The organism is Herbaspirillum sp. GW822-FHT03A08 (genome assembly GCF_058801885.1).
Genome location: NZ_JBXANR010000006.1, coordinates 476,032 through 498,689, shown reverse-complemented (window position 1 = coordinate 498,689; position 22,658 = coordinate 476,032). Strand labels below are relative to the sequence as shown.

21 protein-coding genes are annotated in these 22,658 nt (G+C 60.8%); 4 read left to right on the top strand and 17 right to left on the bottom strand.

Annotation, left to right across the window (positions count from 1 at the left end):
• Window positions 1-476 precede the first annotated feature (476 nt).
• From AC1RN6_RS20905 to AC1RN6_RS20890, 4 genes are all read right to left on the bottom strand, one after another.
• Entirely contained in the window at window positions 477-824 is a 348-nt protein-coding gene (locus tag AC1RN6_RS20905; protein ID WP_050480004.1) for a BON domain-containing protein, read from the bottom strand.
• 222 nt (window positions 825-1,046) lie between these two features.
• Window positions 1,047-2,444, bottom strand: a complete 1,398-nt coding sequence (locus AC1RN6_RS20900; protein WP_493007356.1) for a sigma 54-interacting transcriptional regulator — start codon at window positions 2,442-2,444, stop codon at window positions 1,047-1,049.
• On the bottom strand, window positions 2,445-2,963 hold the full coding sequence (locus tag AC1RN6_RS20895; RefSeq protein ID WP_493007355.1) for a hypothetical protein: 519 nt from the start codon (window positions 2,961-2,963) through the stop codon (window positions 2,445-2,447). It abuts the gene before it with no gap.
• 10 nt (window positions 2,964-2,973) lie between these two features.
• Window positions 2,974-4,557, bottom strand: coding sequence for a sensor histidine kinase (locus AC1RN6_RS20890; RefSeq protein ID WP_493007354.1), 1,584 nt, complete (start codon window positions 4,555-4,557; stop codon window positions 2,974-2,976).
• Window positions 4,558-4,845: 288 nt separating this feature from the next.
• Between AC1RN6_RS20890 and AC1RN6_RS20885 the strand changes: the two genes are divergently transcribed.
• Together AC1RN6_RS20885 and AC1RN6_RS20880 are read left to right on the top strand one after the other, a co-directional pair.
• Window positions 4,846-6,273, top strand: a complete 1,428-nt coding sequence (locus AC1RN6_RS20885; protein WP_493007376.1) for an MFS transporter — start codon at window positions 4,846-4,848, stop codon at window positions 6,271-6,273.
• 264 nt (window positions 6,274-6,537) lie between these two features.
• Window positions 6,538-7,779 carry an HD-GYP domain-containing protein gene (locus tag AC1RN6_RS20880; protein WP_493007353.1) on the top strand — a complete coding sequence of 414 codons (1,242 nt, stop codon included), beginning with the start codon at window positions 6,538-6,540 and terminating at the stop codon, window positions 7,777-7,779.
• Between the two features lie 6 nt (window positions 7,780-7,785).
• On the opposite strand, the gene AC1RN6_RS20875 is transcribed toward AC1RN6_RS20880, so the two are convergent.
• Both AC1RN6_RS20875 and folE read right to left on the bottom strand, forming a co-directional pair.
• Entirely contained in the window at window positions 7,786-8,211 is a 426-nt protein-coding gene (locus AC1RN6_RS20875) for a BLUF domain-containing protein (RefSeq protein ID WP_493007352.1), read from the bottom strand.
• Between the two features lie 59 nt (window positions 8,212-8,270).
• Complete coding sequence (folE, locus tag AC1RN6_RS20870; RefSeq protein ID WP_493007351.1) at window positions 8,271-8,975, bottom strand: GTP cyclohydrolase I; 705 nt, start codon at window positions 8,973-8,975, stop codon at window positions 8,271-8,273.
• A gap of 201 nt (window positions 8,976-9,176) precedes the next feature.
• On the opposite strand from folE, the gene AC1RN6_RS20865 reads away from it, so the two are divergent.
• Together AC1RN6_RS20865 and AC1RN6_RS20860 are read left to right on the top strand one after the other, a co-directional pair.
• On the top strand, window positions 9,177-10,154 hold the full coding sequence (locus tag AC1RN6_RS20865; RefSeq protein WP_493007350.1) for an aliphatic sulfonate ABC transporter substrate-binding protein: 978 nt from the start codon (window positions 9,177-9,179) through the stop codon (window positions 10,152-10,154).
• Window positions 10,155-10,175: 21 nt separating this feature from the next.
• Window positions 10,176-11,516 carry an LLM class flavin-dependent oxidoreductase gene (locus AC1RN6_RS20860; RefSeq protein WP_493007349.1) on the top strand — a complete coding sequence of 447 codons (1,341 nt, stop codon included), beginning with the start codon at window positions 10,176-10,178 and terminating at the stop codon, window positions 11,514-11,516.
• Between the two features lie 30 nt (window positions 11,517-11,546).
• On the opposite strand, the gene AC1RN6_RS20855 is transcribed toward AC1RN6_RS20860, so the two are convergent.
• The 11 genes from AC1RN6_RS20855 to AC1RN6_RS20805 all read right to left on the bottom strand — a co-directional run bounded on the left by AC1RN6_RS20855 (window position 11,547) and on the right by AC1RN6_RS20805 (window position 22,651).
• Window positions 11,547-13,283, bottom strand: a complete 1,737-nt coding sequence (locus tag AC1RN6_RS20855) for a methyl-accepting chemotaxis protein (protein WP_493007348.1) — start codon at window positions 13,281-13,283, stop codon at window positions 11,547-11,549.
• Between the two features lie 84 nt (window positions 13,284-13,367).
• Window positions 13,368-14,453, bottom strand: a complete 1,086-nt coding sequence (locus AC1RN6_RS20850) for a porin (protein ID WP_493007347.1) — start codon at window positions 14,451-14,453, stop codon at window positions 13,368-13,370.
• Between the two features lie 398 nt (window positions 14,454-14,851).
• Window positions 14,852-15,805 carry a PDR/VanB family oxidoreductase gene (locus AC1RN6_RS20845; RefSeq protein WP_493007346.1) on the bottom strand — a complete coding sequence of 318 codons (954 nt, stop codon included), beginning with the start codon at window positions 15,803-15,805 and terminating at the stop codon, window positions 14,852-14,854.
• Window positions 15,806-15,912: 107 nt separating this feature from the next.
• Window positions 15,913-16,380: a RidA family protein gene (locus AC1RN6_RS20840; RefSeq protein ID WP_493007344.1), complete on the bottom strand. Its 468-nt coding sequence runs from the start codon at window positions 16,378-16,380 to the stop codon at window positions 15,913-15,915.
• Between the two features lie 4 nt (window positions 16,381-16,384).
• Entirely contained in the window at window positions 16,385-17,431 is a 1,047-nt protein-coding gene (locus AC1RN6_RS20835; protein WP_493007343.1) for a Rieske 2Fe-2S domain-containing protein, read from the bottom strand.
• A 34-nt stretch (window positions 17,432-17,465) separates the two neighbouring features.
• Window positions 17,466-17,699 carry a recombinase-like helix-turn-helix domain-containing protein gene (locus AC1RN6_RS20830; RefSeq protein WP_094561925.1) on the bottom strand — a complete coding sequence of 78 codons (234 nt, stop codon included), beginning with the start codon at window positions 17,697-17,699 and terminating at the stop codon, window positions 17,466-17,468.
• Window positions 17,699-18,034, bottom strand: a complete 336-nt coding sequence (locus AC1RN6_RS20825; protein ID WP_493007342.1) for a hypothetical protein — start codon at window positions 18,032-18,034, stop codon at window positions 17,699-17,701. The genes AC1RN6_RS20830 and AC1RN6_RS20825 overlap by 1 nt, the downstream gene beginning before the upstream one ends.
• 11 nt (window positions 18,035-18,045) lie before the next feature.
• Window positions 18,046-19,203, bottom strand: a complete 1,158-nt coding sequence (locus AC1RN6_RS20820) for an FAD-dependent monooxygenase (protein ID WP_493007341.1) — start codon at window positions 19,201-19,203, stop codon at window positions 18,046-18,048.
• A gap of 14 nt (window positions 19,204-19,217) precedes the next feature.
• Window positions 19,218-20,189 (bottom strand): VOC family protein, encoded by a 972-nt coding sequence (locus AC1RN6_RS20815; RefSeq protein ID WP_493007340.1) that lies wholly within the window; start codon window positions 20,187-20,189, stop codon window positions 19,218-19,220.
• A 157-nt stretch (window positions 20,190-20,346) separates the two neighbouring features.
• The gene (locus tag AC1RN6_RS20810) at window positions 20,347-21,831 is read right to left on the bottom strand and encodes an aldehyde dehydrogenase (RefSeq protein ID WP_493007339.1); all 1,485 of its coding nucleotides are present in this window, start codon (window positions 21,829-21,831) and stop codon (window positions 20,347-20,349) included.
• A 19-nt stretch (window positions 21,832-21,850) separates the two neighbouring features.
• Window positions 21,851-22,651 (bottom strand): aspartate dehydrogenase, encoded by an 801-nt coding sequence (locus tag AC1RN6_RS20805; RefSeq protein ID WP_493007338.1) that lies wholly within the window; start codon window positions 22,649-22,651, stop codon window positions 21,851-21,853.
• Between the last annotated feature and the right edge of the window lie 7 nt (window positions 22,652-22,658).

Below are 22,658 nucleotides of genomic sequence, written 5' to 3'. Positions count from 1 at the left end.
AAAATACTGACAGATAATTTCTTACCTATATTTCTTTGTGAGCGTTTAAATATTTAAAGTTTCCAGACCCGAAAGTCTGTCGCACTTCATTAAACGCCCACGCTTATCGACTGTTAATTTTTAAAGAACCTTGACTGCTTCGCCGCCGTATTGACTACCGCTTGCGTCGCTAACAAATCGTTTTGTTTGTCAGCAGCAGATCCCCACCTAGCTCGCTGCGTCTTGCTTTTTGCTGCGTCGCTTCGTCAGCGGGGAGGCGAACTATAGCAAAGGTTTTCAGATCCGTGCAACTATTTTTGCCAAATTATTTAAACTTTTTACGCGACTTTGCCGCAAACCCGCACCAACACTGAATTTCGCTCATTAAAAATTTTTTGAACTTCAAATGCATTCAGCCCACCCCTGACGGGGCGGGCTGAATTTTTGTTTCAATGCGGCAATTAATGCATCATAAGCACCGCAACAAATCGCTCAGATTAGCTTGCCTTGACGGTCAGAGCGCTCTTGACGTCCTTCACGCCGTCGATGGCAGCAGCAACTTGCAGGGCATGCTGGCCGGCTTCGGCATTAGGCACGGCACCTGCGAGGGTAACGATACCCTTCTTGGTGGTGACCTTGATCTTCAGGGCCGACACCTGGCTATCTTCTACAAAGGCAGCCTTCACCTTGGCGGTAATGACGGAGTCGTCGACATAAGCGCCGGCTTTTTGCGCAGTAGGCGACGAAGAAGTCTCGGAAGCATCGGCGGCGTAGACGGCAGGTGCGGCAACGGCGGTCAGGAAAGCGGCAGTAACCAGCGTCGAGATCGTTTTAGTGGTTTGCATGATGATGTCCTTATAGTGTGAAAAAGAAAGACAACGCTTGAAGCGCTACCTGCCCTTTCCTTCGCAAAGGCCATGCCAGATCAGAAAACCTGAATGAATTCAGTAACTTAAAGAAATTTATCGCTGCCGACCGGCAACAAACCCGCCAATATCGCCGATTTTTCGTCGCCTGAGAGCGACACCATCCTGGCCGGATCAGCTAAGTCACTGATTTATAAAAACTTATTCTTGTCGCTCAGCGGCGACACCCTCGTCATCTCCGCGGAAAACACTGGGATCGAGACCGTTTTTCTGCAGCAGGCGGTAAAACTCGGTCCGGTTCCGGTCCGCCAATCGGGCCGCGTCGGTGACGTTGCCATCCGTCAATTTCAACAGCTGAATCAGATAGTCCCGCTCGAACCGCTGCTTGGCGTCGGCATAACGCAATACCTCCAGCGCCGGCACGCGCAGGGCGCGCTGCACCAGTGCCGCCGAGATCAAGGGCGCGGTCGACAGCGCGCACACCTGCTCGACCACGTTATAGAGTTGCCGCACATTGCCCGGCCAGGCGGCCATCATCAGGATTTCCAGCGCATCGGGCGCGAAGCCGTTGAGCTTCTTCTGATACTTGGCGGCAATCAATTGCAGGAAATGGTTGGCCAGCAGGGCGATGTCTTCACGGCGCTCAGCCAGCACCGGCAGCGCCAGCGTCACGACATTCAAGCGGTAATAGAGATCTTCACGAAACGAGCCGTCGGCCATCGCCGCATCCAGATCGCGATGGGTTGCCGACAGAATCCGCACGTCCACCGGCACGGCATCATTGGCGCCGACCTGGCGCACCGTGCGCTCCTGCAGGACGCGCAGCAACTTCACTTGCAGCGGCAGCGGCATGTCGCCGATCTCGTCGAGAAACAAGGTGCCGCCGTTGGCCGCCTGGAACAAACCCTTGCGATGCTCGACCGCGCCGGTGAACGCGCCTTTGACATGGCCGAACAGTTCCGACTCCAGCAGCTGCTCCGGAATCGCCGCGCAATTGACTGCAATGAAAGGCGCCCTGGCGCGGCGGCTGGCGCGATGGATGGCGCGCGCCAGCAATTCCTTGCCGGTGCCGCTTTCACCGCGAATCAGAATACTGGCATCCGACACCGCCACCAGCCGCGCCTCGGACAACACCTCCGCCATGCGCGGACTGCGGCTGATCAGTTCTTCGCGCCACGAATCATCACCGATCGCATCGCCGGCAGCATCATCACAAGCCGTCAGGCTCAGCGCCTGCGCGATCTTGGCCAGCAGGATCTTGGCGTCATAAGGTTTGGTGAGATAAGCAAAGGCACCGCGTGTAGTGGCGTCGACCGCATCGGGAATGGTGCCGTGCGCCGTCAGCAGGATCACCGGCAGTGCCGGATACTGCGCGCGGATTTCGTCGAACAGCGCCAGGCCGTCCTTGTCCGGCAAACGGATGTCGCTGATGACCAGCGCCGGCAACTCAATCGCCATCTGCGCCTGCGCCGCCTCCGCGCTGCCCACCGCGGTTACCCGATAGCCGTTGGCCCTCAGCCGCAGCGACAACAGTTGCAGCAGATCCGCATCGTCATCGACCAACAGTAAATGGCGCGGGCTGCTCACGGGCTTTTCCATCTATTTGGCTTGGCCCGGCAAGGTGCGCTCGATGTTCTTGAGCGCTTCAAGCTTCTCGCTCAGCTGGTCCATGCGGCGCTGGCTTTCCCTGGCCTGCTGGCCGGCTTTTTCAGCGTTGTCGCTCAGGCGGCGCATCTCGGCGTAGTTGCTCACCAGCAGTTGCGCCAACGGTTTCAAGGCCACCGCGTCGGAATCTGTGGCATTCAATACCGTGCCCAGTTGCACCTGCGCGCGCGCCAGATCGTTGGCGTCATGCGTCAGACCGAGCACCATGGCTTTTTGCATCGCCAGCATGGCGCCGCCCTGACGTGCGTTAAGCGCCTGCAACTCGCGGCCCAGCTCCTGTTGCGACAGGCGACGCAGAGATTGGTGGTAGACCAGCAAGTCGTCCATGCCGCCCGCTGTCGTCACCAGCTTGACGGTGGTGGTCGGTGCTTCCGGCGGCTGTGGCGGTGTCGCGCACGCGGCCAGCAGCAAGCTCAGGAGACTCAGAAGCAAAGGAAGTATTTTTGTTTTCATGGAAGTGACTCTAACTTTCATCCGGCAGCTCGATACGGAAATGCGCCCCGCCGCCGTCACGCGGCACCAGTTGCACATCGCCGTTGTGCGCCAGTACATATTCGCGCACAATCGACAAACCGATGCCGTTGCCGTGACGCGCGCCTTGCGGTTGATTCAGGCCCTGATAGAAAGGATCGAAGATCCGGTGCGCGTCGGTGGCCGCCACACCCGGCCCCTGGTCGACGCAATCGATGCGCACGCGCCCTTCGCTGCCCGACAGCACAAAACGTATCGTCCCGCCCTGCGGACTGAAGCGCACCGCGTTCGACAACAGGTTGGCCAACACGATCGCGAACTTGTCCGGATCCAGCACCGCAGTCCTGGCGCCGCCCTCCACCTCGACCTTCAGATCGCGCGCCACCCACTGCAAACGCTGGTCGTCGATCACCTTATATAAGAGCGCACGCAGATCGACCGGCAGACGGTTGATGCGCTGGGCATCGAAAGCCACTTCGTTATACCGCAGCAAATCCTCGATCTGAGTCTGCAGCGACTGCGTGTTCTGGCGCAGGATGCGCGAGATCTCGCGCTGGCTATCGGTCAGCTTGCCGGCCACTTCATCGTCCAGCAAGGCCGCGCCTTCGCACAAAGCCGCCAGCGGCGTCTTCAGTTCATGCGAAACATGGCGCAGGAAACGCGATTTCTCCGCCTCCAGATCGGCCAGGCGTTGACGCAGCCAGTCGAGTTGCTGACCGAGCCGGCGCAAGTCGGCCGGTCCCTTGACCACGATAGGCTGATCGAAGCGATTGTCGCCGAGCCGTCCGATCGCCGCTTCCATGCGCGCCAGCGGCCGCGACAGCCACATGCCGAACCAGAACGCCAGCAGCACCGCCAGCACGATGGCGCCGATCACCTGGAAAGTCAGCATCTTGCGCTGCTGCTCCAGATCATTGGACAAGGCATTGTTGCGGCGCTCCACCTCGCGTTTGCTCTCCAGCGCCAGTTGCTCGTTGAGCGCAGGCAGATGGGCGAAGGCTTCAAACAAGGCGCGCTGGTCGAGCTTGCGCTGGTTTTGCGCCAGCTTCTGCGCCGCCGCTTGTGCGGCTTTCTGCGCCGAACTTTGTGCTGCATTTTTCCCCGGCTCCGGCGATGCCGGCACGCTGGATCCCTGATCCGACTGCAGCACGGTCCAGGCCGCCTCGCCATAGGTATTCCAGGAGGCGAACGCATCGGCAGGCGCTTGCGGCAGCGCCTGCTGCAATTCTGCCAGCGCGGACTTGGCCTGCTGCCAGGCTTCGGCATAGCGATCGCGGAATGCAGGATCGTCCAGCACCAGGAATTGCCGTGCACTGCGCTCCATGGAGACGGTGCGTTCAGCCAGACGCTGTGCCTGCTCAGTCAGGCGCACGGCCTGGCCTGCGGTTTCGCGGCTGTGCGCCGACATGCGCTCCAGGGTAAACAAGGCATGCACGGAGGTGCCGCTCAGCAGCGCGGCAATCAGCAGGAATGCCGCCAGCAACAGCTGACGAAATGACAACCCGGGCAAGACGCCGGACGGTCGGGAAGCGGGAGAATGAGATACCGGTTGTTGCAAAACAGCCTGCTTTAACATGAAATCGTTCTCGCTAGGATAGAGCGCCATTGTAAACAACGACGCTATCGAATCAGAAATCTATCTTATATTCTTTAGAAAATACTCGAAATCAGTATCGATGAACAACTAAGACCGTGAACAGCTCGGGAGGTGCCCCGTACAGCCAAAAAACGGCCCGCGTCTGCAGCATCTGCGGTTCCCGTATATCATGGCCGAGGCTTTCGTGCGGGTGATTCAGCCTTTTTCATGTCCGCCCATGCCGCCCGCGCCACCCTCTTCCTCACCTGTTACCCGACTATCGCCCCAATGGAACCTTCGAAGTCCGCGGCTACCGCCTCTGCCCCCCATCACCACATCGTCATCGCAGGAGAAGGATTGCCTGACGACAAGCGAACGCTCGCCATCATCACGCTGCTGATCGCCGTCGGCCTGGCCACGCTGGACACCGCCATCGCCAACACCGCACTGCCGGTCATGGCCAAGGATCTCAACACCACCCCGGCCGCCTCGGTCTGGATCGTGACGGCCTATCAGCTGGCGATGATGGTGTCGCTGCTGCCGCTGGCGGCGCTGGGTGAAATCGTCGGCTACCGCCGCATCTATATCGCCGGTCTGGCGCTGTTCACCGCGGCGTCGCTGCTGTGCGCAGTGGCGTGGTCGCTGCCCTCGCTGACGGTCGCGCGCTTCCTGCAAGGACTGGGCGGGGCCGGCATCATGAGCGTCAATACAGCGCTGATCCGCTACATCTACCCGACCCGTTCGCTCGGACGCGGCGTCGGCATCAACACGCTGATCGTCGCCATCGCCTTCACCGTCGGCCCCAGCGTCGCCTCGGGGATTCTGGCGATTGCGCCGTGGCCGTGGCTGTTTGCGGTCAACGTGCCGCTCGGCATCGTCGGCCTGCTGATGGCGATCCCTGCGCTGCCGCACACACCCAAGTCGACCCATCACTTTGATATCAAGAGCGCCTTGCTCAACGCCGCCGCCTTCGGCCTGCTGATCCTCGCCATCGGCGAAGGCGCACATCAGGCCGATACCAGCGTGGTGGTGGCAGAATTCATCGCAGCGCTGGTCTGCGGCTATCTGCTGATGCGCCGCGAAGCCTCGCATCCGGCGCCGATGCTGCCGGTCGATCTGTTCCGCCGCCCGATGTTTGCGCTGTCGGCGGTCACCGCCGTGTGTTCCTTCGCCGCGCAAGGTCTGGCGTTCGTCTCGCTGCCGTTTTTCTTCCATCACGATCTCGGCCGCAGCCAGGTCGACATCGGTCTGCTGATGACGCCGTGGCCGGTCGCCGTCGCCATCATGGCGCCGATCGCCGGCCGTCTGTCGGACCGTTATCCGGCCGGCATACTGGGCGGCTTCGGTCTGGCGATGCTGTGCATCGGCCTGGTGCTGATGACCTTGATGCCGGCTAATCCGAGCGTGTTCGACATCTCGTGGCGCATGCTGGTGTGCGGCATGGGCTTCGGCTTCTTCCAGTCGCCCAATCTGAAAGCGCTGATGACCAGCGCGCCGCCGGAACGCAGCGGCGGCGCCAGCGGCATCGTCGCCACCGCCCGTCTGTTCGGTCAAAGCGTCGGCGCCGCACTGGTGGCCTTGTGCTTCAGCATGTCGGCCCTGCATGGTTCGCGACTGGCGCTGGGCCTCGGTGCAGGCTTTGCCGGCGCGGCATGTCTGGCGAGTTTTCTGCGTCTGCTGACCACCAATCCGGCAGCGTCTTACGCCAAAAAATAATCGTCACGATCCGCCTCGTTCCGCCGCCGCGGACAATCTGCAGATCCTATGCAGCTTGTCCGCGGTTTGCCTTTCTGCGCACCGTTTTTTTATTCGGCCATTGTAAAAAAATCGCAACAAAATACAACAATAAACAGCAGCCACATTCCGAGAATGTTCTGCTACGATAAGCACATGCAATCGCTGTGCTGAGTCGTCTCAAACCCACGATTCATGCACCTTTCACAGCAGCAACCTTACTAACGCCTCCATCGGAGACCGGCAGTGTTGAAGCGTATTGCACCCGATCAACTTCGTCTTGGCATGTATGTCCAGGAGATCCCAGGCCCGTGGATGAATCATCCATTCTGGCGGGGTTCTTTCAAGCTGGAAAAATACGAAGATCTGAAGACGCTGCGTTCTGCCAAGATCGACGAAATCCTGATCGATACCACCAAAGGCCGCGACATCATTGTTGAAGATGCGCCCGCGCCTGCTGTCGTCACCTCACCCGCAGAAACTCCTGCATCAGAACCCGAAGCCGCCAAACCGCGGCAGGCAAAAATCTCGGTGCAGGTGGGCGCAGAACAGGAACGCGTCAACGCCGCGCGCGTATTGACCGGCTCCAAAAAAGCCATCATGACGATGTTCAACGAAACCCGCATGGGCAAAGCGCTGGACGTCCGGCAAGCGATGCCGGTGGTGCAGGAAATCACCGCCTCCGTCTCGCGCAACCGCGGCGCGCTGATCAGCCTGGCGCGTCTGAAGACCTCCGACGATTACACCTATATGCATTCGGTCGCCGTGTGCGCATTGATGATCGCGCTCGGCCACCAGCTCGGCCTGTCGCCGGAAGAAACCCGGCAAGCGGGCCTGGCCGGTTTGCTGCACGACATCGGCAAGATGGCGGTGCCGGCGGACATCCTCAACAAACCCGGCAAGCTGACCGACGACGAATTCACTTCCATCAAAAAGCACGCGCAAGCCGGCCACGCCATCCTGCGCGGCGTTGACGGCATCGGCGACGCCGCACTCGACGTCTCGCTGCATCACCACGAAAAAATCGACGGCAGCGGCTATCCCTTCAATCTCAAGGGCAACCAGATTTCCATGATGGCGAAGATGGGCGCGGTGTGCGACGTGTATGACGCGATCACCTCGAACCGGCCCTACAAGCCGGGCTGGGAACCCGGCCACTCGATCAAGCGCATGGCCAATAACCAGGGCCACTTCGACGAAACCGTCCTCGAAGCCTTCATCAAGAGCGTGGGGATTTTTCCGACCGGATCCTGTGTGCTGATGCACTCGGGGAAAGTGGGCATCGTCATCGACCAGCATCCCGGTTCGCTGTTGACGCCCAAAGTGAAAGTGTTTTTCTCGGCGACGACGATGTCGATGCTGCCGATCGAGATCATCGATCTTGCCACCACCCGCAGCGGCGACAAGATCGCCTCGTATGCCGATCCGTCCAAGATGCCGAACCTGCCCAACCTGGAAACCATCTGGGCTTCCAGCGGACTGAATTAAGCGGTTTTAATCGCGCACGGCAAACGCACCCGCCGCCGCCAGCTCTTCCAGCAAGGCCACCGTCGCACAGCCCGACACGTCATAAGGATTAAGCACGCCGGTGCTCGAATACTTCAGCAACAGCGAACGATTGACCTTGTCCAGCCGCACCTTGCCCATGGTCCACGACGAGTATTGACGCACGCCGATTTCTTCGTAGCACAGCAAGACCACATCCTTGTGGCGCTTGTCCTGCAACAGGTGCGCATACAGCTGATTGATCTGATCGCGCCCGCCTTCGATCGCCTGCACGAAAATATCGTCGCTGTGGCACAGCACGCCAGTGATGCCAGTAGCGGGATTGTGGCGGCGCGCCGTCGCCAGAATGGTGTCGACCAGCTCCTGCGTGATGGACTCACAGGCGCGGCTTGCGTAGATCAGACGAACCAGCATGATGCTTCCTTTCGGCTTGCAGATTAGTGGCGGATTGATTTCGGAAAAACGACTTCCGATTACTTCCTGATCAGCGCCAGGAATTCACGGCGCAGATTGGCGTCACGCAGGAAAGAGCCGCGCATGACGCTGTTGATCATCTTCGACTCGGTGTCCTTGACGCCGCGCCAGTGCATGCAGAAGTGATCTGCTTCCATCACGATCGCCAGGCCATCCGGCTGCAGTTTCTGCATCAGCAGATCGGCGACCTGCGACACGGCTTCTTCCTGGATTTGCGGACGGCTCATGATCCACTCGATCAGGCGTGCATATTTGGACAAGCCGATCAGGTTGGAGTGCTCGTTAGGCATCACGCCGACCCAGACCTTGCCCATGATCGGACACAGGTGATGCGAGCAGGCGCTGCGCACCGTGATCGGACCGACGATCATCAGTTCGTTCAGACGCTCGATATTCGGAAATTCCGTCACCGGCGGCGGCGCCTGATAACGGCCGCGGAAGACTTCCTGCACATACATCTTGGCCACGCGTTTGGCGGTGTCCTGGGTGTTGTGGTCGCTCTCGACGTCGATCACCAGGCTCTCGAGCACGCCGGCCAGCCTGGCCTGCACCTCAGCCTGCAGGGCTTCCAGCTCGCCATCCTTGATGAATTCGGCGATATTGTCGTTGGCGTGAAAACGTACGCCGGCAGCCTTGATGCGCGCGCGGATGCGAGCGGAAACCAGCTCGTCGTGCACGCTTTGTCGTGGTTGGTCTGTTGCCATTGTGGAATTGTGCGCGACGGCACAGTGCGAATGAAATTGTCGACATTATGCCCCGAAACCGCGCATTCATTTGCGAGCCGTGGCAATGCTGCATATGCGATAGAAATCCGCCGCATATCGTCATGCGGAAACAGTCGTTAATTTTGCGCCGCGCCGGTGCTATCGTCAGCGACCATATCTTCACTCACCGCCGGAAACCCCATGCCCGTCCTCATTCTCAAGCGCGCCCTCGGTGCGCTGCTGGCGCTCACCCTGAGCCTGTCCGCCGCCGTATCCGTCTCCCATGCCGCCGCACCCGCCGCTTCCTATCCCAAGGAATTCCGCATCGGCTATCAGAAAGGCAACAGCCTGGTCATCCTCAAAGCCAGCGGCGAGCTGGAGAAAGCCCTCGCGCCCAACGGCGTCACGGTCAAATGGTTCGAATTCCCCTTCGGTCCGCCGATGGTGGAAGCGCTCAACGCCGGCGACATCGATCTCGGCTTCGTCGGTTCGACGCCCCCCGTCTTTGCGCAGGCCGGCGGCGCGCCCGAGATCCGCTACGTCGGTTACGCCGCAGCCTATAAAGACAACTACGCAGTCGTGGTGCCGAAGGAATCCACCGCACGCCGCATGAAAGACCTGCAAGGCAAGAAGATCGCCGTCGCCAAAGGATCGGCCGGCCAATACCTGCTGCTCAAGGCGCTGGAACAGGACGGCATGAAGCCCGACGACATCGTCTTCGCCTACCTGCAATACAGCGAAGCGCGCTCTGCTTTTGAACGCGGCGACGTCGCCGCCTGGGTGGTACCCGATCCGCGCCTGGCCGACATCGAGCAAAACATCGGCGCCCGTCCTCTGGTGACCGCGTCCAGACTGACGCCGCAATACAGCTTCTACGTCGCGCCAGCAAAGTTTGCCGCGACCTATCCGGGCATCCTGCGCATCACCCTCGACAAGCTCAACGACACCGAGCAATACGCCAAGGACCACGCCGATGAGACCGCGCGCTTCCTCGAAAAAGACACGCGCGTGCCGCTGAAAATCTGGCAGCTCGCCCTGACGCGCCAGGCCTGGGGCGTCGCCTACCCGCTGCCGGCCAACATCATCGACGCGCAGCAGGAAGTCGCCAACACCTTCTTCCGCTACAAGCTGATTCCCAAGGCCGTACAGATCAAGGATGCCTCGGTCTCCGTCAAATAATCAATTCGCCGGAAAATTCTCATGTCTACCTCACCATCCAAGCAGATGCACCTCGGCGCCTTCCTCATGTCGGTCGGCCATCATGCCGCCGGCTGGCGTTTTCCCGGCGTCGATCCGGCCAACACCATGAGTCTCGCCTATTACAAGAAGCTGGCGCAAACCGCCGAGGCCGGCAAGTTCGATCTGATTTTCTTTGCCGACCGGCTGGCGATTTCCGACCGCTTCGACAATCGCTTCGACACCACCGTACGTTACCTCGCGCAAGCGCGGCCGGAGCCGATCTCGCTGCTCGGTGCGCTCGGCGCCATCACGGAAAAAATCGGGCTGGCCGCCACCGCCTCCACGACCTACAACGAACCCTTCTTCCTGGCGCGCGCCTTCGCCACGCTGGACCATCTCACCGGCGGCCGCATCGCCTGGAACATCGTCACCTCGACCAACGACGGCGAAGCGCTCAACTTCAGCAAACAGGAACATCTGGAACACGAAACCCGCTACGGCCGCGCGCACGAATTCCTCGATGTCGTGACCAAATTGTGGGATAGCTGGGAAGACGATGCGCTGGTGCTCGACAAGGAAAACGGCGTCTACGCCGATCCGTCCAAGGTCCACTATCTGCATCACAAGGGCGACTGGTTCGGCGTGCGCGGCCCGCTCAACGTGACGCGTCCGCCGCAGGGGCATCCGGTATTGATCCAGGCCGGTTCATCGGATACCGGACGCGACTTTGCTGCGCAAACTGCCGAAGTGATTTTTTCATCGCAGCCGCAGATCGCAGCGGCGCGCGAATTCCGTAACGACATCCATGCACGCGTCGTCAAATACGGCCGCACACCCGACAGCATCAAGATACTGCCGGGCGTGATGCCCATCATCGGGGCTACGCAAGCAGAGGCGGAAGAAAAGCTGCGCCATCTGGAAGACCTGGTGCATCCGCTGGGCGGACTGGCGCTGCTATCCGACAGCATGAATCACGACCTGTCGGTATATTCGCTGGACGAACCGCTGCCTGACCTGAAAGAAATTCGCGGCAATCAAAGCCGCTACAAGCTGGTGCAGGAAATGTCCAAACGCGACAACCTGACCTTGCGCCAGCTCGGCAAACGCTTCGGCGGCAGCCGCTCGCACCGCGTGGTGGCCGGCACCGCCGGACAGATCGCCGACAACTTCGCGGAATGGTTCAGCAGCGGCGCCTGTGACGGCTTCAACCTGATGCCGGCTTACCTGCCCGAATCGCTGACCGACTTCGTCGAACAGGTGGTGCCGATCCTGCAGGAACGCGGCCTGTTCCGCCGCGAGTATGAAGGCGACACGCTGCGCGACCATCTGGGGCTGGCGCGTCCGCAGAATCGCTTTGCCTGAGCGTCTTACCTGGGCGTTTTTGCTTAAGTCTTAAAACGTTTCCCAATCACCATCGCCGGCCGGCATGCCGGAAGCAGTGTTCGCCAACGCAGGCGTCCGCGCTGAGGCCGCTGGAGAGGCCGGTGTTCGCGCAAGCTTGCGGACCACCGGCGCGGCAATGCGTGGAGCAGGAGTAACCGCCGCAGCCGCCGGTTTCGCCAGGCGCGGCGCATCGTGTGGAAAGTCTTGAGAACCAAGACGGAACACGCCCACCACCTGCGCCAGATTGGCCGACTGATCCTGCAAGGATTGCGCCGCCGCTGCGGCCTGCTCGACCAGCGCCGCATTTTGCTGCGTCACTTCATCCATGTGCGTGATGGCCTGGTTGACCTGCTCAATCCCCGAACTCTGCTCCTGGCTGGCGAAGCTGATCTCGCCGACGATGTCGCTCACGCGTCTGACGCTGGCGACGACGTCGTCCATGGTGCTGCCGGCCTGCGCCACCAGCTTGCTGCCGATGTCGACCTTTTCGACCGAGTCGTCGATCAGCGCCTTGATCTCTTTCGCGGCGGTCGCCGAGCGTTGCGCCAGACTACGCACTTCGCTCGCGACCACGGCAAAACCGCGGCCCTGTTCACCGGCGCGCGCCGCTTCGACCGCAGCATTCAAGGCAAGAATGTTGGTCTGGAAAGCAATGCCGTCAATCACGCTGATGATGTCGACGATCTTGCGTGAGGATTCGCTGATGGAACCCATGGTGGTCACCACCTGCGCCACCACCGAGCCGCTGTGCGTCGCGACGTCGGAAGCAGTCGCCGCCAGCTGATTGGCCTGGCGCGCGTTCTCGGCATTCTGCCTGACGGTGGAAGTCAGCTCTTCCATGGTGGCGGCGGTTTCTTCCAGCGAACCGGCTTGCTGTTCGGTGCGGCTGGACAGGTCGAGGTTGCCGGTAGCGATTTCGCTTGAAGCGGTGGCGATGGTGTCGGCGCCGGTACGCACTTCCGACACGATGTTGGTGAGGCTGCCGTTCATTTCTTTCAACGCCAGCAGCAACTGGCCGATTTCATCCTGCGAATTTACTTCGACGTGGCTGCTGAGGTCACCGGCAGCGACACTTTGTGCGACCTGCACCGCATGATTGACGGGACGCGTGATCGAACGCGTGATCCAGTACGCGAAACCGCACGCCAGCAAGACGGCGATGCCGGCCATGGTCAGCATGATGGCGGTCTTGCTGTGATAAAGATCGCTGGCCTCGACACTGCTCTTGGCCATCACGATGGAACCGCCCTTGATGAAACCTTTGACGCGGTTGATATAGTTTTGCTGGTCGGTGCGCAAGGATGTCAGCAGCAGCTGCGACGCATCCATGGTGGCGCCGGTGGAGGCCAGCTTGAGGAATTCCTTCTGGCCTTTTTCATAGGTTGCACGCAGGGCGGATATCTCCCCGAAAGACTTGCGTCCCATGTCGCTCGACAGCATTTGCTGGAGCGTGGCAAGGTTGGAGTGGATGCCTTTTTCACCGTCTTCGATGCGCTGGATTTCCTTGAGCAAGGTATCGTGATCGTCGATCAGCAAAATGTTGCGCATGGCAATGGCGTTGTCGCTGATCTGCAGCACGATGTCGTTGGCGACCACGACCTGCGGATAGCGGTTCTTCACGATCAGCTGCGTACCGTCGTGCAGAGCGCCCAGACTCTGGATGCCGAGGCCGGTGATGCCGATCAGCAGCAGTACCACCAGACCGAACGCCAGGCCGAGACGCGTACCTAGTTTCAAATTAGTCATCTTTTTCTCCAAAAACAAACCGGCGCCGGGATGTCGGTCGGCGCCGGATTGCACTACTACATTGACTACTGAACGGACTATGACTTAGAAAGAATGGTGCATACCCAGCGTTGTGACCATCTGGCTCGAACCACCGGACACGCCGGTCCCGCCACCGGCGCCAGTTCCGTTCATGACGGCAAACTTCGCATCGCCGCCGGCACGTTGATAGGCCACTTGCGCGTACAGCTCAGTGCGCTTGGACAAAGCATGCACGTTGCTCAGGCTGACAGTGTTCCAGCGTGCACCTTCGAGCTTGGACAGGCTGTAACCGACGTTGAGCGTATCGGCTGTTGCATAACGCCATGCCGCACCCAGATCGAAGTTCTTCTGTTTCGGCGTCTGACCGCTCGGCAAGGCGATCTTGACTTGCGTGTAGTCGGTGTTCAGACGCACGGTGCCGATGGTGTAGCCGATGCCGGCAGCGGTTGTCGTCAGGCTGTTGAACACCGTCGCTGCAGTACCCAGGCCGACGCTCGACAGGAAAGCGCCTGCGTAGCCCGCAGCGCGGTTGTTCAGCTTGGAATAAGCGAAGGCTGCGCGCAGCGGGCCATTGGTATAGCTAGCGCCGGTGCTGATGTTGCGGCCGTTGCCGCTGTCGCCCGCCACTTCGCCGAAACCGTACATCGCGCTTGCCTGAAAGCCCGACCAGGTCGGCGTGGTATAGCGCACTGCATTGTCGGACTGGTAGGTGTTGGCCAGGCTGTCCAGGTTACCCGGATGGAACAGGTACCAGTTGGTCAGCTGATAGCCGTTGGACAGTTTGCCGACGTAGTCGAACACGATGTCAGGCATGTGGCCCATCGCCACCGCGCCGAAGTCGCCGGACAGGCCGACGGTGCTGTAACGGTTGAACAGTTTGCCGGCTGTCGGCTGGCTGCCGGTGTCGGTGTAGAAACCGGTTTCCAGCTGGAAGTTGGCCTTCAGGTTGCCACCCAGATCTTCAGTACCGCGGAAACCGATACGGTCCGGCTGCATGGTGCCCTGGTCCAGGCGCGTAACGGAACCGCCGCCGAGGTTGTTGATGTATGCCACGCCTGCGTCCAGACTACCGTAGATCGTCACGTTGCTCTGGGCGAATGCGCTTGCCGCGAAGCCGGTGGCGGCGACGGCAAAGAGTACCTTCTTCATGAAAAACTCCCCTTCAATTAAGCACGGCTGACGCCGCGTTCACTGCTCTCATCTGCCCCGCGCCGATGAAAGGTGAATTCTGTAGAGCCACTAACAAAACACCGCTGGCGGCGTTGCTTCTCCTTGCCGTACTCGCGTACTGTCTGCGTCGGCGCGCCTTGCCAGCGGTGCGTTGTTAGCGGCTCTTCGCGGAGCGTTGAATCGGGTCTTTGTTTCACCCATGAATCAACGTTCCACAAAAATGTTCAGGCTCAAAAAAATGCCCGACGCTTGCGCGGGCATTTCTAAGCACTACATAGAGGTTTCGAGAAAGTATCGATAGCAGGGCGTCAACGCAGACAGTGCGAATGCACGGCAAGTTGGCGCAACGCGGCTAGCGATGCTTTATCGGAAGCTCCTCATAAATCGAGCACCAGGCGGCGTCCTTTGCATCCGGACACACACACCATCATCATCTTGTTCGAAGCTTTTTCCGCCTTGCTCAGCACACCGTCGCGATGTTCCGGTTCGCCTTCGAGCACCTTGGTTTCGCAGGCGCCGCAGACGCCTTCGCGGCAGCTGTGGTCGACATCAAGGCCAGCATCCAGCAGCGCATCCAGCAAGGATTTTCCGGCCGGGACCGTGACCGACTTTTTGCTGAGCGCCAGTTCGGCGACGTATTCATCGCCCTGCACGGCTTCGACGTTTTCCGCTGCGGCGAAACGTTCGATGTGCACGTTGGGCAGATCGAGTTCGGCGCAGATCGCTTCGAAGGCGTTGAGCATCGGGGTCGGACCGCAGCAGTAGAAATGCGCGTCCTTCGGCTTGCCGGCGAGGAAAGCGCGCAGGTCCGGCGGCGCACCTTTCTCGGCGTCGAAATGGCTGCTCACGTCCGGCTGTTGCAGCAGCTCATTGGCGAAGGCGGCTTCCGAACGCGAGCGCGCGCAGTACAGCAGCTCGGCCGACTTGCCCTTGCCGCGCAGGTAATTGAGCATGCAGGAGATCGGCGTGATGCCGATGCCGCCGGCGATCAGCACCGAATGCGCGGCGCTCTCGTCAACCGGAAAATTGTTGCGCGGCGCCGAGATCGTCAGCGTCGCACCGACACGCAATTGCTCATGCACATAACGCGAACCGCCGCGGCTGTTGCGGTCGTTGAGCACGCCGACCACATAGCGATGGCGCTCGGCCGGCGCGTTCAGCAGCGAATAGCTGCGCACGATGCCGTTGGCCAGATGCAGGTCGATATGCGAACCGGCTTCGAAGGCCGGCAACTCTGCGCCTTCGGGCGACATCAGCTCGACGCTGACGATGCCCTGCGCTTCGAAACGCATGGCCTGGACACGGACGGAAAGAAGAGAGCTGCTAGTCATATAAAAACCTACGTTTCAAACCTGATCAAAAATACGTAACGCCAAATTCCTCTGCACCGTCGTCCCGGCGCACGCCGGGACCCAGTGTCGTATCGACCTCAGTCAAGTCACTGGATTCCGGCGTTCGCTGGAATGACGGCTTGACGGAGATCGATGTCGAGCCGCGCGAACGCATCGATCTCGACCGTCAATTCAGGAAACACCAGACCGCTGACTTCCACCAGCGTCGAACACGGAAAAGGACATGGCTGCGGCGCTTTGAAGAAATCGCGACGCGCACGGCCGACTTCATCCTTGTCCGCGATGTCCTTCACATAAATCACCAGCTTGTAGATGCTGCCCAGCGTGCCGCCGGCAGCTTCCACCAGATCGCGCACCTTGCCCAGCACCACCAGCGTCTGCTCATACGTCGACAGAACGCTGTTGCGCGAGGCCGGATGCGCGGTCATGCCCGACATGGCGATCTCGTTGCCGATCACCAGGCAATTCGACCAAGTCGCGGTGGCCAGCTCGGCCACCTTGCCGGTCTTGATGTGCTTCACGGTTTGCATCTGGACGGTCATCTGCGCAGTCATCTACCTACGCCGCCTTGGCCGACTTGTTTTCCTGCGCCGCTTCTTCCTTCGCCAGCTGTTCCTTGGCGAGATTGCGCATGTGGCGGCGCAGACGCACGATACCCATGTCGTGCTGGTACAGCATCTCGCGCTGGTTGGCGTCCGGTTCCATCACTTCCAGCACCGCGCGGTCTTGCTCCAGCACGTTCCAGTGGCGCGCTTCCAGACGGTTGCGGTAGAGGAAGCGCCAGGTGTCTTTTTGCCAGCCGGTCAGCTTGCGGCAACGCCAGTGGAAGACCGCCGCGATGTTGTCGACGATGGGCGTGTAGCTGCCGACAATGTAGAAGCTGCCGCCCGGGCCGCCGGTCTTCGGATACGGAATCGCCAGGCGCATCCAGTGCAAATCGGTGTCTGCCCATTCGGTCCAGTCGAAGTTGACGTCGCGCTGGCCTTCTTTTTCGAAGATGAAACCGATGTCGGTCTCACGGATGCCGAACGAGGCGGTGTTGTCGCCTTCGGCCATCGAGTGCGATTGCTTGTGCAGGAAGGTGCCGTGCATCGGATCCATGACGTTGTCCAGCACGTAGCGGTAGTCGCCCTTCCATTCGGTGTAGCACAGGAAGTTGGAATACTCGGGGCTGGTCAGTTCTTCCGGCAGACGCAGCGGCGGCGGTTCGGCGATGTCGCTGCTGGCGTTGAACAGAAAGATCGCGCCGCAGGCTTCGGTGACGTGATACGAACGGGTGGCCTTGGCGCCTTCCAGTTTGCAGCCAGGGCTGCCGGGAACGCTCATGACGACGCCGTCAAAACGCACCTGCACGCCGTGGTAGCCGCAGGCGATGCGGTCGCCCATGGCGATGCCCATGGACAGCGGCGCGCCGCGGTGCGGACAGTGATCTTCCAGCGCATGCAGGGTGCCGTTGGCTTCACGCCAGAGCACGAACTTCTTGCCCAGACGGCGCAGCGACACAGGGCGCTCGGCGACGAATTCGGACGGGCAGATCGGGTACCACAAATCTTTCAATCCAACGGCGAGGACCGCATCGACTGGATCATTGGCTGTCGTTCTCATTGCTATTTCTCCTGAGGGTAGGCTGGCTGCCGGCTTAGGCTGCCAGGCGAGCAATCTCTTCTTGATAATTGGCTTCCGTCCAGACGCCGTTGTTGTACGGACAGCCCGGGCCGGTGCGATTCAGATGCGCGACCAGCGCCGCCAGCTCGGTAATGCCGGAACCATAGGCACGCTCGATGGAATCACCCAGCAGATCTTCATACTGGGTCGGCGCACGACGGCGCGCCTGATGCGGATTGAGATAAACCTCTGTGACTGTTGCAACCATTATTGGCCTCCATTCTTGACGCGCTCGCGAATACGCTCACGCACAGGTACAAAATCGTAAGTCGGGTAGCATTCCGTGCGGAACACACCCCAGGCGGAGCGTTCCAGCTCCACGTTCACCAGCGGCAGCAAGGCCGGCGGCAGTTCCAGCGTGACGATCTGGCCCAGGCCCATGGCCACGGTCCACGACACCACGCGCGTGCCTTCGACGGGAAAGCGATCCCACCAGCCCACCTTCTTCATGTGCGTCTGGATGTCTTCCAGATTCTTCGACTGATCGTGCTTGAGCAGCACGGTCAGCAGCATCAGGTCGGACTTGTTGTCGACATCGCTCATCACTCAGCCCCTCAGACCGTTTCCGCGTCAGTTTCCACTTCTAGCGGAACCGACCAGGCGTCGTAGCCGTACACCCAATCCGCATTGCCGCCTTCGCGCAGCCAGTTGTTGCCGCGCGAACCGATCTGGATCTTGCTGGTGCGTTCCAGGCGCAGTTCTTCATAGACATGCAGCGCATCGGCGATACCGTCTTTGGTCGCAACTTTTTCCAGGCAGCGCGCCAGCACCACGGCATCTTCAATCGCCATGCCGGCGCCTTGCGCCATGAACGGCATCATCGGATGGCTGGCGTCGCCCAGCAGCGTCATGTGGCCCTTGGACCAGTGCGGCAGCGGATCGCGCTCATACAATGCGGTCTTCAATACTTCGTCGCAGGCGTCCAGCAGCGCGGTGGCGTCGGGATGGAAACCGGCATAGCTGTCGCGCAGCTCCTGCACGCTGCCCGGCGTGGTCCACGATTCGAGATGCCAGGTTTCTTGTGCGGTGGTAGCGAAGATGAAAATGTCTTTGCCGCAGTTAAGAGGGAAGGTGACGATCTGGCTTTCCGGATTCGGGCCCCACCATTTGGTGAAGGCTTGCAGGTTCGGCACCTGCGCCACGCTGTCGGCCGGAATCACGGCGCGGAAGGCAACCACGCCGGTGAAGCGCGGGCTTTCCTTGCCGAACATGGCGCTGCGCACGGCGGAGTGAATACCGTCGCCGCCGATCAGCACATCGACCTGGTCGGTGGTGCCGTCGGTGAAGCTCAGTGTGATGCCCCGTGCATCCTCGACAATTGCTTCCGCGCGCTTGGCGAACTGCACGCGCTCGGCCGGAAACACTTCCGCCAGCGCCGCCAGCAAATCGGCGCGATGGATGGTCAGTTGCGGTGCGCCGTATTTCTTCTCGGCGGTGTCGCCCATTTCCAGACGCGAAGTTTCTTCGCCGCTGTCCCAGGTGCGGCTGATGCGATGGGTTGGGCGCGCAGCGGTGCGGCGTACTGCGTCACTGATGCCGAGGCCGTCCAGTGCGCGCACGGCATTGGGTGTCAAATTGATGTCGGCACCGACGCGCAGAAATTGTTTGGACTGTTCGTACACGACCACGTCGTGGCCGGCGCGATGCAGCGCGATGGCGGCGGTCAGACCGCCGATGCCCGCGCCGAGAATACCGATTTTGAAAGAAGACATTTAACTTGCTCCGATTACTTGTGTGTCGGCTGACGGTCGGTCAGGAATTTTCCTGTCGGCCCTTGTGCATTCTTTTGACGGCGGGTGTTGCCGTCGATGCCGCCGTCGATCGCCCATTCGGCGAACACCGTCGGCCCCGGTTCGAAATCGCGCGGCTCCCAGTCGGCGTCGAGCTGATCTTCATCGGCGTAGTACTCGATCAGGCCGCCGGCGGGGTTTTTGAAATACCAGAAATACGCCGACGAGATCGGATGACGGCCCGGGCCCAGTTGCGTGTCCCAGCCCTTGCGCGACATGTGCATGCCGCCGCCGAATACTTCATGAATGTCGCGCACGGTGAAGGCGACATGGTTCAGGCCCGCACGCGCTTCCGGCGGTTGCAGCAGGAAGATGTCGTGGTGGCCGCCGACATCGGCGCAGCGCAGGAAGGCGCCGCGTTCCGGATAACGGTCGGACGGCACGAAGCCGAAGTTCTCGCAGTAGAATTTTTCGCAGGCTTTGACGTCCTTGACGAAGAACACGACGTGGCCGACTTCAATCGGCGAAGCATGGTCATAGACCGGGCTGCGCTGGTTGATGCGGTTCTTTTCGTTCCAGGTGTTCATGGTGGCGCACTCGACTTGCACGTCGCGCTTTTGCGAAACCTGAAAGCGCACGGCCAGACCGTTAGGGTCGGTACAGCCGACGCGCTTGCCGTCATTGATATAACCCGGCAGATCCTTGATGCGTTCTGCAAACTTCGGCAGCACCTCTGCAGCAGACACGCCCCACACCACTTCACGCAATGTCGGGCCGGCTTCGATGGCCGGCGGCAGTGACGGATCGGCGCTGCTGCGCACGATCACACGGCAACCGTTTTGCGATTCGAACACCAAAGCTTCTGCGCTCTCCTGCGCCAGCGTCATGCCCCAGTCGAGGAAGAACTGGCGGCAGGCGGGCATGTCGTCCGCGCCGTAGGTGATTTCGTCGATTCCTAATACATCCATGTGTTTCTCCTGACTTCCTGTTTGCGCTCATTAGCCGGTGCTTTACGACACTGGGTCCCAGCGTTCGCTGGGACGACGGCTTAGTGCGTCAACTTCATTTTTCATCTCGCCGTCGTCCTGACGAACGTCAGGATCCAGCGTCGTTAATGCATTTTCCTCAACCAGCCCACGGCAGCGGGTTCTCGTTCAGGCCCCAATACATGCTCTTCTGCTCCATGTACTGCAGGATGCCGAGGCGGCCCTTTTCGCGGCCGAGGCCGCTGTCGCGCCAGCCGCCGAACGGCGTCGAAATCGAGAACTGTTTATACGTATTGATCCACACGTTGCCGGCCTGCACCGCGCGGCCGAAACGCCAGGCCTTCTTGTAGTCGCGCGTCCAGATGCCGGCCGCCAGCGCGTACACGCTGTCGTTGGCTTGCGCGATCAGGTCCTCTTCGTTGTCGAACGGCATCGCCACCAGCACCGGTCCGAAAATTTCTTCCTGGCAGATGCGCTGATCGTTGGTGACGCCTTCGATGATGGTCGGCGAGTAGTAGTAACCGCGCGCAAACTGATCGCCAGCAAGACGCGTACCACCGGTGCGGATACGGCCGCCGTCGGCGACGCCGATGGAGACGTAGGACTCGATGCCTTCGCGATGGCGCGCGGTGATCAGCGGACCCATTTGCGTGCGCTCGTCGGCCGGATCGCCGACGCGCAATGCTGCCGCGCCTGCCGCCAGGCGTTCCATGAAACTGTCGTAGATGCCGCGCGCCACGAACAGGCGCGAGCCGGCAATACAGGACTCACCCGAGCTGCTGAAAATACCGTACAGCACACCGGCTACGGCGTGATCGATGTCGGCGTCTTCGAACACCATGGTCGGCGACTTGCCGCCCAGTTCCAGCGAGACCGGCATCATCTTGTCGGCGGCGATATGGGCGATGTGCTTGCCGGTGGTAGTGCCGCCGGTGAAGGACACACGCTTGACCAGCGGATGCAGCGTGATGGCGTCGCCGATCACCGAGCCCTTGCCGGGCAACACGCTGATGAGCCCTTTCGGCACACCGGCTTCTTCGCAGATCTTTGCCAGTTCCAGCGCCATCAAGGGCGTGACTTCGGCAGGCTTGACCACCACGGCGTTGCCGGCAGCCAGTGCAGGCGCCATCTTTTGCGCTTCGCTGGCGATCGGCGAATTCCACGGTGTAATCGCAGCGACCACGCCCATGGGTTCGTAGACGCTCATGGTCAGATTGTCGCCGCGCATCGGCGTGATGGTTTCTTCCAATGTTTCGCAGGCAGCGGCGAAAAATTGAAACGTTGCGGCGGCGCTGCCGACCAGATTGCGTGTCTCGGTGATCGGCTTGCCGTTGTCGAGGCGTTGACGCTGCGCCAATGCTTCGCCGCGTTCGCGGATCAGTTGCGCAACGCGATACAGGACGATGGCGCGTTCATGCGGTTTCTTCTGGGCCCAGCCGCTGGTGCGAAAGGCTTTGTCGGCGCCGACGATGGCTTCTTCGACATCGGCCACGCTGGCGGCGTTCAGATAAGCGACGGCTTCGCCGGTAGCCGGGTACAGCGTGGCGTAACGGTCGCCGCCGCCCAGACGCCATTCACCTGCGACGCAGATGGGCAGTGTCTCGTTGAGATTCAGTTCGGTCATGATTTGTTGTTCACATCACTTAAATGGACAGCGCATGTGCACGATTACCGAGCGCACGCACCACACTGAATACGGTCAGCGCCGAGGTCTTCGGATTGGCTGCCAATGGCTTGCCGCGCATCGTCAGTTCGAAGCCGCCGAACGCACCCTTGGCTTCGACGTGATGCACGTTCTCGGTCACGGCCGGGTCGGCGTACAGGCGCACCTGCGTGTTGTCCAGACCGAGGCCTGCCAGCGACAAGGTTGCAGCGACGTTGGCGTTCTTCGGATAGAGGCGCGCGGCTTCCCGTGCGGTGCCTTCAAAGATCACCGTCGCCACGGTCAGATTGGCGAGATCGAACGGACCGTCGGCCGGCGTGTCCTTCCACGCGTTGGGCGGCTTGCGGCCGGTGTAGACCACCGACTCCAGACCGCCGACGCGCGCGGCCGACAGCGCATCAATCGCACCGATGGCGCCCGACAGCAATTGCACCTGGGTCTTGCCTTCGCGTGCTGCGGCTTCCAGCTTTTCGACCAGGCCGGGTTCCGACAGTGCGCCGATGGACACCACCATGCACGGGATGCCGCGCAGCAGCGCCGGGATGATGTGCTCTTCGATCGCCTGATGGCCGGCGCATTCGATCAGCAGATCGGGACGGTCGTCGCCGAGACGGGTCTCAACGCGTGCCTTGGGCGCCAGCGACGACACCACGGTACGGGCGTTCGCCATGTTCGCTTCCGGAACGATGACGACATCGAAGGCGACTTCCGGATCGCTTTTCAGCAGCTCCATCACGCCGACGCCGATGGCGCCGCAACCGATCATCGAAACATGCAGCATGGGTTTC

Excerpts from the sequence above, each read along its gene's own strand:
- AC1RN6_RS20905 (WP_050480004.1), bottom strand. The coding sequence starts at position 824 with ATGCAAACCACTAAAACGATCTCGACGCTGGTTACTGCCGCTTTCCTG.
- AC1RN6_RS20900 (WP_493007356.1), bottom strand. The coding sequence starts at position 2,444 with ATGGAAAAGCCCGTGAGCAGCCCGCGCCATTTACTGTTGGTCGATGAC.
- AC1RN6_RS20895 (WP_493007355.1), bottom strand. The coding sequence starts at position 2,963 with ATGAAAACAAAAATACTTCCTTTGCTTCTGAGTCTCCTGAGCTTGCTG.
- AC1RN6_RS20890 (WP_493007354.1), bottom strand. The coding sequence starts at position 4,557 with ATGTTAAAGCAGGCTGTTTTGCAACAACCGGTATCTCATTCTCCCGCT.
- AC1RN6_RS20885 (WP_493007376.1), top strand. The coding sequence starts at position 4,846 with ATGGAACCTTCGAAGTCCGCGGCTACCGCCTCTGCCCCCCATCACCAC.
- AC1RN6_RS20875 (WP_493007352.1), bottom strand. The coding sequence starts at position 8,211 with ATGCTGGTTCGTCTGATCTACGCAAGCCGCGCCTGTGAGTCCATCACG.
- folE (WP_493007351.1), bottom strand. The coding sequence starts at position 8,975 with ATGGCAACAGACCAACCACGACAAAGCGTGCACGACGAGCTGGTTTCC.
- AC1RN6_RS20865 (WP_493007350.1), top strand. The coding sequence starts at position 9,177 with ATGCCCGTCCTCATTCTCAAGCGCGCCCTCGGTGCGCTGCTGGCGCTC.
- AC1RN6_RS20860 (WP_493007349.1), top strand. The coding sequence starts at position 10,176 with ATGTCTACCTCACCATCCAAGCAGATGCACCTCGGCGCCTTCCTCATG.
- AC1RN6_RS20855 (WP_493007348.1), bottom strand. The coding sequence starts at position 13,283 with ATGACTAATTTGAAACTAGGTACGCGTCTCGGCCTGGCGTTCGGTCTG.
- AC1RN6_RS20850 (WP_493007347.1), bottom strand. The coding sequence starts at position 14,453 with ATGAAGAAGGTACTCTTTGCCGTCGCCGCCACCGGCTTCGCGGCAAGC.
- AC1RN6_RS20845 (WP_493007346.1), bottom strand. The coding sequence starts at position 15,805 with ATGACTAGCAGCTCTCTTCTTTCCGTCCGTGTCCAGGCCATGCGTTTC.
- AC1RN6_RS20840 (WP_493007344.1), bottom strand. The coding sequence starts at position 16,380 with ATGACTGCGCAGATGACCGTCCAGATGCAAACCGTGAAGCACATCAAG.
- AC1RN6_RS20835 (WP_493007343.1), bottom strand. The coding sequence starts at position 17,431 with ATGAGAACGACAGCCAATGATCCAGTCGATGCGGTCCTCGCCGTTGGA.
- AC1RN6_RS20830 (WP_094561925.1), bottom strand. The coding sequence starts at position 17,699 with ATGGTTGCAACAGTCACAGAGGTTTATCTCAATCCGCATCAGGCGCGC.
- AC1RN6_RS20825 (WP_493007342.1), bottom strand. The coding sequence starts at position 18,034 with ATGAGCGATGTCGACAACAAGTCCGACCTGATGCTGCTGACCGTGCTG.
- AC1RN6_RS20820 (WP_493007341.1), bottom strand. The coding sequence starts at position 19,203 with ATGTCTTCTTTCAAAATCGGTATTCTCGGCGCGGGCATCGGCGGTCTG.
- AC1RN6_RS20815 (WP_493007340.1), bottom strand. The coding sequence starts at position 20,189 with ATGGATGTATTAGGAATCGACGAAATCACCTACGGCGCGGACGACATG.
- AC1RN6_RS20810 (WP_493007339.1), bottom strand. The coding sequence starts at position 21,831 with ATGACCGAACTGAATCTCAACGAGACACTGCCCATCTGCGTCGCAGGT.
- AC1RN6_RS20805 (WP_493007338.1), bottom strand. The coding sequence starts at position 22,651 with ATGCTGCATGTTTCGATGATCGGTTGCGGCGCCATCGGCGTCGGCGTG.